Source organism: Cytobacillus gottheilii (assembly GCF_018582665.1).
GTDB classification, from domain to species: Bacteria; Bacillota; Bacilli; order Bacillales; family Cytobacillaceae; genus Cytobacillus; species Cytobacillus gottheilii.
Window position 1 is genome coordinate 447,657 of record NZ_CP071709.1, and the last position, 15,539, is coordinate 463,195.

Below are 15,539 nucleotides of genomic sequence, written 5' to 3' on the forward strand. Positions count from 1 at the left end.
CAATGGACACAGTAAAGGCTTCAGCATTACTATCGAATCTTAAAGAACTTAATCGAACTGACATCCAGGCACGCTTAGAAGCTGAACAAACGAATTTCAAGCACAAAGTTGTTGTATTGGACGATGATCCAACAGGCGTGCAAACAGTGCATGGAATCTCAGTTTATACAGATTGGACGAAAGAAAGCATTGTAAAAGGCTTTCGAGAAGAAAATCGTATGTTTTTCCTTCTGACTAATTCCCGTGGATTCACATCGAAGGAAACGAAGATCGCCCACGAGGAGATTGCACAGCGCGTTCAGGAAGTTTCCGCAGAAGAAGGGATTCCTTATATCCTGATTAGCCGTGGCGATTCAACGTTACGCGGACACTATCCATTAGAAACAGAAACGCTGAAAACAACGATTGAGCAGCAATCAAGCACTATATTTGATGGGGAAATTATCATGCCTTTTTTCAAAGAAGGCGGCCGTTTAACCATCAATAACATCCATTATGTTCAGTACGGAGATGATCTTGTTCCGGCTGGAGAAACAGAGTTTGCTAAAGACCGGACATTCGGCTTTCAGTCTTCGCATTTAGGTGAGTGGATTGAAGAGAAAACAGAAGGTGCGTTTACAAAAGAAAACACTATCTACATTAGCCTTGATGATCTTCGCTCAGGCAATAGTGATGCTGTAAAACAGCAATTAATGAGTGCGGCAAACTTCCAAAAGATTGTTGTGAATGCTGTTGACTATGTGGATGCTGAAGTGTTTGTCACTGCGTTATTACAAGCATTAAAAGAAGGAAAAACATTCTTATGCCGAAGTGCTGCTGCTCTCACAAAAGTTATAGGCGGGGTATCAGATAAGCCATTATTATCGAGAGATGAGCTAATCACAGAAGAAACAAATCATGGCGGTTTAATTGCAGTAGGATCACATGTACAAAAGACAACAGAGCAGCTGAACGAACTATTGGCAAGCGGACTAGTAACACCAGTTGAATTTGATGTACATCTTGTCCTTGAACCAGAAAAGTTTGAAGCAGAAATTAAACGGGTTCGTACAACATGTGAAGATCTAATTAAACAGGGAAAATCCGTTGTGTATTACACACGCAGAGAACGACTTGATTTGGGCGAAAACAAGAAAGAAGAAGAACTGCAGCTTTCTGTTAAAATATCCGATGCGGTCACAAGTATTGTTCGTGACCTAGAAGTCCGTCCGAATTACATCGTTGCAAAAGGCGGAATTACGTCATCCAGCATTGGCACGGTTGGACTATCTGTGAAACGAGCGGAAGTTGCCGGCCAAATTAAAAAGGGGATTCCTGTATGGAAAACAGGCGCAGAAAGTAAATTCCCAGGTGTTGCTTATATCGTTTTCCCAGGGAATGTGGGAACAAAAGATACATTAAAAGAAGCTGTTGAAGTATTAGAAGGAAAGTAATGAATATAAGATAAATGAAAGAGAGGCGTCTCAATTGAGAAGCCTCTCTTTTTTTCATCCTACAAAAATGCAACCTTCACGATATTATACAAGTTAATCAATATAATAATAAGAATGGCGATATTAAATATTTTTTCTACCTGGCTATTTGTGATTTTGGTGACAATGTTGGATCCGATCCAGCCGCCTAATATACCGCCTGGAATCATTACATAAAGCATGGATAGATCGTAGTCTCCAAAGCCGCCTGAAAAAGCAATTAGCAATAAAGCTGACAGCTGTGAAAAGAAAATGATAAAGATAGAATTAACTCCGGCATTCTTTGTGCTCATTGAGAATAGAAGGCATAAGATTGCCACATTTAATGGTCCTCCGCCAATTCCCAGAAAGGCTGAAAGAAAGCCAAGAGCACCGCCAACAAGAAAAATGATAATCCCATTTTTCAGCAGATAGGATTTCAAGCTGTGCTTCTTTTTAAAATAAATAAGAATCAGCGTTAGTAATATAGCTAATAAAGTGGATTGGATGATTGCAGTGATAGTTGGAACGTTCAGAGAGATAGCGATAACGTTAAAAACGGCTTTACCTGCAAGTCCGCCTAAAATCGATCCTGCAGCGAGGATCGAACTTGTTCCTTTATCAATTTTTACTTCCTTATTTCTCAGTTTAATCAATGACACAGCAGCCATTGATAATACGGTAGCGGCTGATAATACACCTATCGTTGGCAGGTCAAAGTCACCGAATAGGTCAAGCACAGGCTTGATAATCACTCCGCCCCCGAGTCCAGCAACAGCACCAAATACTGTAGCAATAAAACCAATAGCAAAATATAAAATAAACATAATCTTTCAGCCCCTAGTTTTTTCTTATGTCAGGATAACGTTTATGTATATATAGGATAGCAGACATCCTTTACTTTAAAAAATTCCATTATAGAATGAGGTATAACGAGAAGTTATACATAAGCTAACTGCCCAGTAAAGTGGGATACAGATGATATAATAAAACAATAAATGGAATCGTTTGGGAGGATCAGAATTGAACATTGATAATCTAAAAATGTTCTGCGCAGTAGTGGAAGAAGGAAGTATCACACAAGCTGCTAAAAAGGGTTATGTCTCACAGCCTGCTGTGACGAAACAAATCCGCCAGCTTGAAAATGTATACGGTGCAGCTTTATTTGATCGATCAGAAAATAAGTTGATTCTTACTGAAGCTGGAAAGGTATTATATCCGTACGCAAAAGAAATGGTCTTACATTATCAGAAATCGAAGGATGCCATCCAATACTTGCTGGAGGAGCAGGATATTAAGCTTAATGTGGGCGCCAGCTTAACAATAGGAGAGTATATCCTCCCTGAATTGCTGAAGCGATATTTGAACAGTCATGAGAATATCAAGTTTCATTTGGCGTTGAGCAACACACCTGATATTTTAGCGAAGCTTAAAATGAATGAGATTGATGTGGCCTTAGTGGAAGGCATGTTGGAAAAGGATAAAGAAGATCAGGAACTGCTGACTGAAAAGTTTTCAGAAGATGATTTAGTGTTAGTCACCTCGTACGACCATCGCTGGAAAGATCGAACTGAAATCAATTTAGAAGAGTTAACCGAGGAAAAAATGATTTGGCGGGAAGCAATATCAGGAACTAGGGGTTTAGTGGAGCAGTATCTTCATGAACGGGGAGTTTTAGTCAATATCCAAGCCTCAATTGAATTAGGCAGTTTGCAAGCGATTAAAAGTTCCGTAGAAGCAGGGCTCGGGATCAGCATATTGCCGAAATTAACGATTGCAAAAGAACTAAAATACAGCTTATTGAGAGAAGTGAAGATTAAAGATTTTCACCTTAAACGAGATTTATATGTAGTAAGGAAAAAGACACGTTTCAGCCAAGCGGGATTGGATCCTTTTGTTGACTTTATTAAAAAAAGTTCGGATTTTCCGAAATGACGAGAGTCCATTAGCTTTCTATAAGAGGCGGTCTATCAGTTGAAACAGCTGATCGGACAGCCTCTATTTTTGTATGAATTGCCAAAATCCATCATCATTCTTTCTCCTCCTCCAAACCTCTACAATTTAATACTTATTAATAAATATTTAATTCTCCCACTACTTTACTATTATTCAAATAATATCTAATTTTATATTTCTAACGTTTTTCAATAACATGTAGATATCCCTATCAGGTATGCCATTTATATAAACATCATTACAAATAAAAAACAAATTTATCATTCCTTCAAACAAAAGTCCGGGTATGTAAGGAGATTCAAAGGATACAGGGGTAATTTGAATGAATTTTCATAAATAATAAGCCGATTACACCTAAGTGTAAGCGTTTGTTAACTCAATAACTAACTGAACTCTAGGTAATTGGAATGGAGCAGTGCAGCTCTTTGAGAGAGGATTGACGTGGGTTGGGGCTGCAGTTAGATTGAAGGATGTAAAAATACTACTGAAAAGGGGGGGGGCAGCGATATCGTACTGAATTTGTGGAGGTTTCAGATTAAGAATTTCATAGGAACTTAATTTAAGCCATCGCTACATAAAACATAGGCGGAAGAGAAAAATGAAGAAAATAGGGAGGGCAACATGAAGAAAAAGCCAAAGGTGAAATTTAAACTGATCCTGCTGACATTAATCTTCAGCTTGTTGGTTTCACCATTCTCTGCTTTAGCTGCAGAAACAAGTCAGCCGTGGATGAACAAATCTCTATCAGCGAAAGAACGTGCACATTTACTTTTAGAGAAAATGACATTAGAAGAGAAAGTCAGCTTTGTGACAGGAAATCTTAATAATTTTTATGGATTTTATAATGAAGGATTAGATCGTTTAGGGATTCCAGCATTAACGATGGCGGATGGGCCGGCTGGTGTCCGTATTGCCAATCCAGATATTCAGGATAAAAAGTCAACAGCTTTGCCCGCACCAATTGCTTTAGCGGCATCATGGGATGAAAAAGCAGCACAAACATATGGAGAACTTATAGGGAATGAGGCATATAATACAACCCATAATGTTGTGCTTGGCCCTGGCTTAGATATTGCCCGTTTTCCTTGGGGAGAGCGTAACTTTGAATCACTAGGTGAGGATCAGCTGCTTCAATCTAAATTGGCTGTACCTTATGTTAATGGAATACAAAGTTATCCTGTTATGGCGACAGCGAAACATTTTTTGCTTAATAACCAAGAAACAGAACGATTTACAATCAACTCGGTTGCAAGTGAACGAGCGATTCAGGAAGTATATGCCCGTCCATTTGCAGATGTTATTCAAAAGGCCGATCTAAGCTCAGTGATGTGTTCTTTTAATAAAGTAAATGGAACAAGTGCTTGTGAAAATGGAACTTTATTAACAGATATTCTAAAAGATAAAATTGATTTTGAAGGTTTTGTTATGAGTGACTATGGTGCGAATTATACGACTGCTGAATCGGCAAACGCTGGTTTGGACCTAGAGACACCGGGTACTCCTTATGGACATTGGGAAGAAAAATTGCTTGCGTCAGTTAAAGAAGGACAAGTGTCAGAAGAACGAATTGATGACATGGTGTTCCGCATACTGACAGAGATGTTTAGCAAGGGATTATTTGATCAGCCAGTTCAAAACAATCTAATTCCAGCTGAAGAGCATGGAGAGATTGCACGGGAAATCGCTGAACAAAGTATGGTTCTTATGAAAAATGAAAAGAATGCATTGCCATTAGACAAAGATGCATTAGATTCCATTGCTGTTATCGGGCCAGACGCAGATAATGCTTCAGCGGCAGGCGGCGGAAGCTCATTAGTTATTCCAACCTATACAGTTAGCCCGCTGGAAGGAATTAAAAACTATGTAGGCGAAGATACAAAAGTAACGTATGCTCCAGGCAGTGACCCAATTAGTGCAGGAGATATTTTACCTGGCCCTTCAGCAGTTCCATCATCTCTATTAAGTCCTGGAGGAAATGGGAAAGAATCAGGTTTAAAAGGTGAATATTGGACAAATCTTCATCTTGAAGGTGAACCATATCTAACACGCACAGACAATCAAGTGAATTTTAATTTAGGTTTCTACAATTATGACGGGCTTAATGCACAATCACCTAAACTTCCAAAAACACCTGGTGAGTTTAATCGTGAGATGTCAGCGCGCTGGACTGGCGATATTGCTGCACCGGCGACTGGAGAGTATGTACTTTCCCTGTCCAGCCTAGGCACAGGAAAACTATATCTCGATGGTAAGCTTTTAATTGATAACGAAAGTAAAAAACTAGTTACAGATAAGAAAACAGTGTCACTGAAAAAAGGCGAAAAGCATCAAGTACGCATTGAATACAGCACAGGTGAAGCTGGGGACGCACAAGATTTTGGCGCGATGATCCGCTTTGGCTGGGAACCGCCAAAAGATGCAGTCGATACTAAAATTCAAGAAGCGGTTAAAGTGGCAAAAGATTCAGATGTTGCGGTTGTCGTTACACATACGTACGATAGTGAAGGTTATGTAGATAACAATAGTCTTGATTTGCCAAATAACCAAGCACAGCTGATTGAAAAAGTTTCGGAAGCAAATCCGAATACAATCGTTGTACAAATGAGCGGAAGAGCTGTTCAAATGGACTGGCAGGATGAAGTGCCGGCCATTGTTCAAGCTTGGTTTGCCGGACAAGAACAAGGGAATGCAATCGCTAATGTGTTATTTGGCGAAGCTAATCCATCAGGGAAGCTTCCGATCACATTCCCTGTTGATGAACAAAGTACACCAGTTTCTGATGAAATCCAATTCCCTGGAGTAGAAGGGGTTTCTGAGTACACTGAGGGAGTATTCACAGGCTATAAAGGCTATGAAAAAGAAGGAATCGAACCTGCTTTTGCCTTTGGTCATGGTCTATCCTATACAACGTTTGACTATAAAAACGTAAAGGCTAAGGCAAAGAAAAAAGGCAAAAACAAAGATACTGAAATTACGGTTGACCTGAATGTCCGCAATACAGGAGACGTAACTGGTTCAGAAGTTGTTCAGGTTTATGCAGGGAAATTACCAGCGAATATAGATACACCTGCCAAACAGCTAGCAGGATTTAAGAAAGTTGAACTAAAACCAGGTAAGCAGCAAAGAGTGAAAATAACACTTGATGCAAAAGTATTCTCATATTGGGATGAAAAATCTGATCAATGGGTTATGCCATCTGGAAAGGTGCCTATTTATGTAGGAAGCTCTTCTGAAGATATTCGATTAGTTGGCAGTGTTCAAATTCGATAAGTTCATTAAGTGAAAGCTGGGGTGCGTATGCACTCTGGTTTTTTCAATTAGGAGTCAATTGAATGAATTGCAGCTTTAAGGAGGGGATCATATGTATTGGAATAAGTCGTTTTTATTAGCAGGCATAATCGCGATTATAGGAGCAGCTTTTATCTTCATGAATCCTTCTCAAGATCGAACGGTTGACTTATGGTTAACAACAGCCGACCAGAAAAATCTATTAACCTATCAAGAACCAATCTCTTTGAAAGGGGAGCTTGCTCGAGATCTCCCTATCATTCAAGTGGATCCAAATGTAAAGTTTCAAACAATGGAGGGATTTGGAGCTGCAATTACAGGATCCGCAGCCTACCTAATGAACAATAAATTGAGTTCTGATCAGAAGGAGTCCCTGCTTAAAGACTTATTTACTGAAGAAGGCATCCATATGAGTTTTATCCGCCATACAATTGGAGCTTCTGATTTCTCTGTTGATCAAGACGGCAGCCCGGCAAGTTTTACTTATAATGATATAGAAACAGAGCATGACTATAATTTAGATCACTTTACAATAGAGAAAGATAAAGATGTTATAACCCTATTGCAGGATATAGTGTTTAAGAATGAACAGATAAAGATATTTGGCACTCCATGGACAGCTCCTGCTTGGATGAAGACTGAGAAAACTTTAAATGGCTGGTATTTAGATTACGAAAATAAGAAAGTTTATCAATCTTATGCCGATTATTTTGTGAAATATATTGAAGCCTATCAGGATAAAGGAATTCCGATTGAGGCTATAAGCATTCAAAATGAACCTGAATTTACTTCAGATTCATATCCGAGCATGAGCATGAGCGCTGAAGAACATGCGATGTTTATAAGGGAATATCTTGGTCCAGCATTTTTAAAGAATAATATTTCGACGAAAATTATTGGGTTTGATCACAATTGGAGTGAAGGGCTGGATTATGTAAGTTCATTATTACATGATGAGGAAACAAGAAAATTTACAGATGGAACAGCTTTTCACTGTTATGAAGGGAATCCTTCTAGCATGTCCGATGTTCATGCTGCCTACCCAGACAAAAACATTTACCTGACGGAATGCAGCGGAGGGGAATGGAGTGCAGATTTTGGAAGTAACTTAAGCTGGTATATGAGGAATCTGCTGATTGGCGGAACTCGAAATTGGGCAAGTACAGTGATGCTGTGGAATACAGCGCTTGATGGGAATGGCGGACCGGCCAATGGTGGCTGCACCAATTGCAGAGGTATTGTAACCATCGATCAGAACAGCGGCGAGGTAAGCAAAAATGTCGAGTATTATGCAATTGGACATGCAAGTAAGTTTGTAGAGCCAGGTGCAGTAAGGATCGGGTCGACAAGCTACAAAGGAGACCTTGAATCAGTGGCTTTTAAGAATCCTGACGATTCTATTATATTGATCATGGTCCATTCTGGAAAAGAAGAGCAATCATTTCAAGTAAACCTTAATGGTGAGTTTTTTTCTTACACATTGCAGCCAAATAGTGCTGTTACTTTTAAATGGGATTATTAAATAGGATTATTCAACTATTATTTAGGTATAGTAATATGACTGATAGTAAATCGATCTTTTCAGAATAATTTATTTATATTTTTAACAGGAAGTTATAAAGACCTTTTGTCAGTCTTTAAGGCTGTTAAGAGGTCTTTCTTTATCCTTAGATATTATCTGTGCTCGCCACACCTTTAAATTTCTTTAACAATGTAATGAATTTTTAACATTTGAAATACATTCAAATCCATAACTTTTCTTTGAGGAAAATTTAGTGTGATAGAAATACAGAATTTCTATCACGCCCCTAATTAGCTGTAAATTTCAATCATAATTTAATATATAAATACTTATAAACTGTACTCTTAATCAATTACTAATTACTAGAAAATGGTTAATTTGGCCTATTAATACCATTAAGTCATACTGTTATATTGGTAATGGAAAAGTCAAAAATGTAAGAAATATTGAAAAATTGAAAAAATAAGGGAGGCGAAATTCATTTTGATGTTAGAAATTCAAGATATAAAAAAACGATTTGGTAAAAAAGAGGTTCTTAGGGGTGTTTCTTTTCAAGTTGAGAAGGGTGACTTCCTCGCTATTATTGGCAAGAATGGAGCTGGCAAAACGACTCTAGTTAATATTATTTGCAAACTTCTTAAGCAAGACAGCGGGACAATATCTTATAGCTTTCACGAAGGTCAGCTATACAATAAAATTGGTGTGCAAACACAAAGTGGAGACTTTGATGACCGTTTAAAGGTTCAGGACATGTGTGAGTTATGGAGAAAAATACATAAAGTTGAAAAAGAGCAAGTAGATCAGCTGCTGGAAAAGTTTGATTTATCAGAAGTGAAAAAGCAATATATTAAAACATTGTCGGGAGGGCAAAAGCAAAAATTAAATATTCTTTTAAGTCTAATCAATGACCCAGAGCTTTTAATTTTAGATGAGCTGACAACCTCATTAGATGCAATTAGCAGACATGAAATGAGGAAGTATTTAAAAATGCTTAACAGCCAAGGGAAAACAATTATTATGGTCAGTCACTATATGGACGAAGTAGAGGAATTATGCAATAAGGTTGTGCTGATGCGCGACGGGATTGTTGAGAGTACATCTACGCCAAATGAGCTTGTCGGGAACAGCTATAGTAATTTACAAGAATATTTCGTGAAAAGTGTATAAGACAGGAGGAAAATATGAATACAGTAAATGCCTTGTTTGAACTAGAAGTAAAGAAGCTATTAAGAACATGGATTATATTAGGGTTCGGAGTAATTGCTCCTATCTTTTTCTTAGTTATGCAAACAGAAATCAGCAATAATACATTAGAACTTTATGGAATGGAAGTTGCTGCTATAGATTTTACGTTTCCCATGTTTGCGTTCCTGAGTATTGTTGTTCTGGCAATAGGGAATGTTGGAATTGGTTTTTCTTATATGAGAAGTATTTACTTTTTTAGAAGATTGCGATTAGCCTCCGTGAAAAGCATACAATTCATTACCGCCAATTTTTTTGTACAATTCCTTTGTGCTTTATTTACATTAATTGTACTAATTGCTGTTGCGGCAACTAGATACTCACTCACACTTGAAGGCAAAAACCTTTTAAGTTTTGGATTAATTCTCGTCTTATCCTTTATGATGTGCTATTTTATTGGCGTATTTATCGGGAACCTGACAACAGACCCAAAAACGAGCCAAACTCTGTCAATGGCTGTATACTTTGTGATCATCTTCTTAGGCGGCGTTACTTATCCTGTCGAGCTAATGCCTGATTTTATGCAAAGCATCGCAAATATTCTGCCAACAACACATGCTGTAAAAGTGCTTCAAATCTCATGGAATGGCGGAGATATTTGGGAAGAGATTCACTTAATCTATATTATGGTAACGACAGCTTTATTCGCATTACTGTCTGTCAAATTCTTCAAGTATGACTAAAACGATTAGAAAAGAGTCTGTTGATTTGATTCATCCTTCCATTAATGGAGTTGAACAAATGAGGTTTGACAAACTGCCAGTGTTTTTAGTTAGAAAAAATAATATTCCGATTCATTATATACAGAAGTTTAGCTCCCCAGGACTACACCGCAAGATTCAAATCCACCAGGAATCTCAGAATAAATTAAAAGGTTATATTGATCACTTTATTAAAAATATTGAAGTTGTAATAAAGGAAGTTCACGATAATCAAGAGCGTAAAAAGCTAATTAATTTAAAGAGAGATATCTACAATTTAAGACCTCGTTTTGTTAATAACATTCAGAAAAACAAAGAAATTCTTTTGCAAACCAGCTTATTTGAACAAGCAGATGCGATACAGCAAGAATATCAGCTCTGCCATTCTTTACTTGAAGAAATAAGAGAGTATTTCGAAGACAAGAAACATGCGGAGCGCTCTGCTCTTTATGGGGCATTTTCCAAAGAGTCTACATTAATGAACACACTTAAATTTATTCAGCCGACAATCATGGAAAAGGCAAGGAGCTACTTTGATCTGCCGGTTGAAGAACATGGCGTTAAACAAAGAAAACTGGATTATACCCTTTTAAAACTATTAACTCGAGCCACTCTGAAAACCAGCCCTTTTAGTACCCTTACAAAAGTTGGCTTAGGTGAGTTTAGTGATCGTTTACCCATATCTAAAGAGATTACAGAAGGGCGGCAGTATACGGTAACCAATTTAAATATAACGTATATGCTGCGGGTATTTGAAAGAGTGCTCTTAAGGCCAAGTGTCATAAAGAAACTATCATTTCGCTTTAATGAAACCTTAACGGTATTGGAGAATCATTTTTATTGGACCACATTGGCTGATTATCCGCAAAAAAGGAAGAAAATATATCGAACAGCAGATACCTTAATTAAGATTAAATATAATTCTTTAATGGGTTCTATTCATGAAAGATTAAAAAATCAGGAAATAGTTTCATATGGAGAGCTGGAAAGTGTCTTTGCTGAGTTAGGGATTAATAAACAGCAAGCTCTGCAATATATAACAAAACTTGTAAGTAATGATTTTATACAGCCACAAAGAATGCTAAAGGAACAAAGCAATCACGTTTTAGCTGACTTTCTAAAACAGATCGATGAGTTAGAGGTCAAAGGTGAAGATGAAACAGTGTTTAAAGTGTATCAGGCGCTATCTCAAATGAAAAATGAGTTAGAGGCGTTTGATCAGTTAGATGTAAAACAAAGCTACATCAGCTACCAGAAAATAAATCAGTTATTTAAAGACATTTCAGCAGAATTGCAAATGCCTCCGCTAGATGAAAAATTACTGATTTATCAGGACTTTTTATCTGAGGAAAAACAGTACTTAAATCAGGAAGAATGGGCAGAGCGGGATCACCAATTAGTAACATTTCAGCATTTTACTATCATATTTGATGCTGTCTTAAGACTGCAATATATATTAGGCAGAAGTGTATTTGAAAAATATGGTGATATGCGGGTTTCTCTCAAAAGCAATGAGCAGGAGGATGTCATTGAGGAATTGCTAAATGCCATATTAGAGCATGCCGGAGAAATATGGGGCAGCCAATTCACAGAGACTGTTCCTGGTTCTGACATTGAAGAAATCAATGAGCTGGATCATGCAAAAAATCGTTTTATTCAATATTTAAAAAAGCAGGCAATAGAAGAGAATCTGGAAGTTATTAATATTACGAATCGATATGTTCAAGAATTAATAGAAGGCATCTCTGCAGATTTAAGTGACTATGTACAGTCCAATAGCTTTTTTATCCAGGAAGAATGCAAAAAAGGACAAATGGTCATTAATAATATGTATGGCGGTTATCTTTCGTACTTTTTAAGATTCTTTCATAACATGGAGGGAATTGCAGATTCTCCTCAAGTATCTCAATATATCAAAAAGAATGTTCATGCCAGGAATATAATCGACATTTATAAATCTTATGGCTTCAATGCAAATGTTAGACCTAAAGTTACTGAATATAGCATTGATGTGCCAAATAGCAGGATTTCTGACGGAGAAGGCTTTGCAGGCATTTTCAGCTGGAAAGACCTTGAGATTCAATACAACCATAAAACAAAGAAAGCGGATGTTTTTGCAAAAGGACAGCAAGTCAATATTCTATTTTTAGGTTCATTAATGACTAGGCTCATTCCGTCTATTAGTGCGATGCTGCATGCTTTTTCTGCAAATGGAGTTTTATTTAGGGATATTGGATCCATCCTGCTGGATGAGTTTCTGCTAAATACAGATGGAAGTTTTACAGTTAAGGCTTTTCCGAGAATTACACTCGAAAAAAGCATGGTTTTAAGCAGAAAAAGCTGGCTTGTAAATACAAATGCAATAACAAACCACTCTGATGATGATATGGCAAACTATCTCGATTTTATTGAATTTATTGACCGTTATCAAATTCCGCATAGAGTATTTCTGCGCAAAAAGAGCGGACAAGCTGATGAATCAGGTGAGAACGAAGAAAATGCCGATGGAGCATTTGAAAAACCTCAATATATTGATTTTACTAGTCCGCTGTTATGGAATTTATTTAAAAAGGAAATTGAAGGGTCATCCTATTTTCTGTTAACGGAAATATTGCCCGATTTTAAAGGCACAGAGACTGAATTTGTTGAAGAATATTTAGTTGAATATACATCAAAAGGAGTTAATTGATGAAAGAAAAAGAATTTCAGCTATTTAAAATTTATATTTATGAATCGCCCAATTTAAGGAAGTTTTTTTATGAGCTATTAGAAATACTTCATAATGAAAATCACCTGTTCCGTCAATGCATCCTGTTAAAAAGCTGGGTTCAAGGACCGCACTTTCAGCTTTATTATCAGGTTCCAAGTGAGGAATATCCAGAACGAGTGAATGGCAGAATAGAAGAATTAATAAGAAAAAAGTTATCAAGCTATGAAGATACATACACAGATGAGCAATACGGGAAATATGAGCAGATTTCAGAACGTCTTGCTTTAGCAGAGCGCTACACTGGAGATTATCTGCCGCTCATAAAAAATCATTCAATTGAACAAGGTACAAGTGATTTATCTCATATTCATTCTGTATACGACCTTGATCTATACAAACAAATTGAAATAATGAAAACAGCATTTTTTATTTTAAACTACAGCGAACTAGCAAACCTTAATGATGAACAGAGAGAATTACTGTGTTTCAAGTTTATGATCATTGCTGCAGATCAATACGAGATTTCATTTGGAGATGAAACATATAAAGGAACAAAGTACGGATATTTATCCTTTAAGTCACACTATGAAGGATTCTTAGCTCAGCTGCAGAATGTGGATGCATTTAAAAAAGACGCTATTTTACAAAAGATAAATGATCGGTCAGCCATAATGGATCAGTTTATTACGGAAGAGTTTTCCTCTTTTGTAAAAAATGTTGAGGCGGGATTACCCGATGATAATCTTGCAGATTTCCATGTTTTGAACAGATGGAAGGAAATGGTGATTAAACTGAAAGAAAGTATTAAAATTGCCTTAGATTCTAATAAGGTGAAATTAGAGGAATATCATGATATCGCCTCATTTTTAAATACTTCTAAGGAGATAAGTCAATTTCATGATGAATTTGTTAAAGATGATGCATTTAGATCTTTCTCTAAGTCAAAAGGTTTCTTAACATATCGGCTGCTCGTTAACTTTTTGTATCAAGTGTTTCCGTTTTTTAATATATCACCATTGCAAAAAAATAAGCTCTGTAAGCTTATAAGTGAGAATGCACAAGATCATTACGATTTCTCATGGCAGGACTTAAAGAAACTTAGAGGCGATTCATACGAAGGTGATGATATTTACCAAAATATCGGAAGTGGGGAAGGGTAGGGACGAGAGACTATGACTCAGCTTATTAAGGGGGATATTTGGTTAACAAGCCATAGTGACAAAATAGACATTAAGACAAAAAACAAACGATTTCAGATAAGTGATGCAAAAACCGTCACTGCTTTAAATAAGGTGTTTCCAGATATGAATAAGATGATACTTTCACGGAGTGATATCGCTAATCTGGAGCATGATCAAATAAATCTTTTCATGAATAAGTTTCTAAGTGCGAAGGGAACAGACTCGCTAAAGCAGCCTGCTGATTATGAATATATCAATATATTGGAACAGGCATCAGATCATGAGAATGCGTTAGAGGCTATTCATAAAACAGATGGGACCAGCCTTCTTATAGTGGTGCTGCCAATACAGACGGTTCCATATATCTTTATTGGAATGAAACAATCCATTTTAAGTTTTATCCTAAGCAAAGACTTGAAGATACGAAGCGGAAATATTCAGCCGATTCATTCTATGAATTTAAAAAACTCTATAGACTATTGTTTATTAGGTCAGATTGATCAATCGAAACTGCATTTATTTACTGTGAATGATGATGATTCTGATCGATTTACCCCGGTGAATATAGTAGATGATCTTGTCAGTGTGGGGGAAATGGAGAATCAGCAAGAACTGCTTCATTTTAAAGAGAACAAATTTTTACATGAACCTATAAAAGAATTAAAGAATTTTATAAAGCAAACTCCCTATTTGTTCGGGGGCTTTGGATATGGTGATTTAAAGCAGGTGCCGTTTAATATTGCACAATTTACATACATGAAGGAGCACAAAGAAGTCTCTCATTTATACAGTGATACTCATCCTCTCCATGCATTGTTCCATGTATTTAAAGAGGGGATGAGCAAAATGTTAAGTGAAGCTGAACCTGACGGTGAAGATTGTCATTGGCTATGCTGCTCTAATGCGGAAGAACTATATAGTAAAGGAGTTATTCCTTTAATCTTCCATTATTATAGAAATCACTTCCCGGCTCAACTAGAGAGTGTTCATACTAAGTTAAATGAACAGGAACTGGATTCTGAAATATTAAATATGATTCTTAATGTTCATAAAGATCATGCTGCGGCACAGGATGTTCAAATCGTACTGGAACATATACAAGGTACAAATTTTTATTGTATACAGATGGCTGCAAATGGGTACGTCCTGCTGACCGATTATGATGTGAACGCTAATAGGTTATTGAATAACGGTGTACAGCAATTTTATGCAAAATTTATTCAGAACAAAATGAGCATCAAGGAAGATAATCGAAAATTCGATTTTAATCACGGTGCCATTATAAAAAATATTATGGCAGAATTCAGTGTTCTTGATCATTCCGAGGATGTAGGAACAGAGACAGAAAATTTCCTGCGGGCGAACAACTTAACGATTCATCTATCACCTTGGAAATATAACCATTACCTTGAAAAAGCAAATCTTAAATGTTTGAAAATAAAGCTGGGCAGCTTTCAAAATGCTTATGGGGAAGCGGGAGGTGAATAG

Annotated in this window: 10 protein-coding genes; 9 read left to right on the top strand and 1 reads right to left on the bottom strand. The window is 36.9% G+C overall.

Annotation, left to right across the window (positions count from 1 at the left end):
- The first annotated feature begins 2 nt into the window (after nucleotides 1-2).
- Nucleotides 3-1,433 (top strand): four-carbon acid sugar kinase family protein, encoded by a 1,431-nt coding sequence (locus J1899_RS02310; RefSeq protein WP_214477267.1) that lies wholly within the window; start codon nucleotides 3-5, stop codon nucleotides 1,431-1,433.
- A 59-nt stretch (nucleotides 1,434-1,492) separates the two neighbouring features.
- On the opposite strand, the gene J1899_RS02315 is transcribed toward J1899_RS02310, so the two are convergent.
- Nucleotides 1,493-2,278 (bottom strand): sulfite exporter TauE/SafE family protein, encoded by a 786-nt coding sequence (locus J1899_RS02315; protein ID WP_214477269.1) that lies wholly within the window; start codon nucleotides 2,276-2,278, stop codon nucleotides 1,493-1,495.
- Nucleotides 2,279-2,474: 196 nt separating this feature from the next.
- Here J1899_RS02315 and J1899_RS02320 point away from each other — a divergent pair, with 196 nt between their 5' ends.
- The 8 genes from J1899_RS02320 to J1899_RS02355 all read left to right on the top strand — a co-directional run bounded on the left by J1899_RS02320 (nucleotide 2,475) and on the right by J1899_RS02355 (nucleotide 15,539).
- On the top strand, nucleotides 2,475-3,386 hold the full coding sequence (locus J1899_RS02320) for a LysR family transcriptional regulator (protein WP_214477271.1): 912 nt from the start codon (nucleotides 2,475-2,477) through the stop codon (nucleotides 3,384-3,386).
- Between the two features lie 642 nt (nucleotides 3,387-4,028).
- The gene (locus tag J1899_RS02325; RefSeq protein WP_214477273.1) at nucleotides 4,029-6,677 is read left to right on the top strand and encodes a beta-glucosidase H; all 2,649 of its coding nucleotides are present in this window, start codon (nucleotides 4,029-4,031) and stop codon (nucleotides 6,675-6,677) included.
- A gap of 91 nt (nucleotides 6,678-6,768) precedes the next feature.
- Nucleotides 6,769-8,217, top strand: a complete 1,449-nt coding sequence (locus tag J1899_RS02330; protein ID WP_214477276.1) for a glycoside hydrolase family 30 protein — start codon at nucleotides 6,769-6,771, stop codon at nucleotides 8,215-8,217.
- Between the two features lie 486 nt (nucleotides 8,218-8,703).
- The gene (locus J1899_RS02335) at nucleotides 8,704-9,384 is read left to right on the top strand and encodes an ABC transporter ATP-binding protein (RefSeq protein WP_246586654.1); all 681 of its coding nucleotides are present in this window, start codon (nucleotides 8,704-8,706) and stop codon (nucleotides 9,382-9,384) included.
- Nucleotides 9,385-9,398: 14 nt separating this feature from the next.
- Entirely contained in the window at nucleotides 9,399-10,142 is a 744-nt protein-coding gene (locus tag J1899_RS02340) for an ABC transporter permease (RefSeq protein WP_214477280.1), read from the top strand.
- A 58-nt stretch (nucleotides 10,143-10,200) separates the two neighbouring features.
- Nucleotides 10,201-12,849, top strand: a complete 2,649-nt coding sequence (locus J1899_RS02345) for a lantibiotic dehydratase (RefSeq protein WP_214477282.1) — start codon at nucleotides 10,201-10,203, stop codon at nucleotides 12,847-12,849.
- The gene (locus J1899_RS02350; RefSeq protein WP_214477284.1) at nucleotides 12,849-14,030 is read left to right on the top strand and encodes a hypothetical protein; all 1,182 of its coding nucleotides are present in this window, start codon (nucleotides 12,849-12,851) and stop codon (nucleotides 14,028-14,030) included. Before J1899_RS02345 ends, J1899_RS02350 begins: the two co-directional genes overlap by 1 nt.
- Before the next feature lie 144 nt (nucleotides 14,031-14,174).
- Nucleotides 14,175-15,539 (top strand): hypothetical protein, encoded by a 1,365-nt coding sequence (locus tag J1899_RS02355; RefSeq protein ID WP_214477287.1) that lies wholly within the window; start codon nucleotides 14,175-14,177, stop codon nucleotides 15,537-15,539.

Bases quoted from the DNA above. Each gene is read 5' to 3' on its own strand.
- J1899_RS02310 (WP_214477267.1), top strand. From the start codon at position 3: ATGGACACAGTAAAGGCTTCAGCATTACTATCGAATCTTAAAGAACTT.
- J1899_RS02315 (WP_214477269.1), bottom strand. From the start codon at position 2,278: ATGTTTATTTTATATTTTGCTATTGGTTTTATTGCTACAGTATTTGGT.
- J1899_RS02325 (WP_214477273.1), top strand. From the start codon at position 4,029: ATGAAGAAAAAGCCAAAGGTGAAATTTAAACTGATCCTGCTGACATTA.
- J1899_RS02330 (WP_214477276.1), top strand. From the start codon at position 6,769: ATGTATTGGAATAAGTCGTTTTTATTAGCAGGCATAATCGCGATTATA.
- J1899_RS02335 (WP_246586654.1), top strand. From the start codon at position 8,704: ATGTTAGAAATTCAAGATATAAAAAAACGATTTGGTAAAAAAGAGGTT.
- J1899_RS02340 (WP_214477280.1), top strand. From the start codon at position 9,399: ATGAATACAGTAAATGCCTTGTTTGAACTAGAAGTAAAGAAGCTATTA.
- J1899_RS02345 (WP_214477282.1), top strand. From the start codon at position 10,201: ATGAGGTTTGACAAACTGCCAGTGTTTTTAGTTAGAAAAAATAATATT.
- J1899_RS02350 (WP_214477284.1), top strand. From the start codon at position 12,849: ATGAAAGAAAAAGAATTTCAGCTATTTAAAATTTATATTTATGAATCG.
- J1899_RS02355 (WP_214477287.1), top strand. From the start codon at position 14,175: ATGAATAAGATGATACTTTCACGGAGTGATATCGCTAATCTGGAGCAT.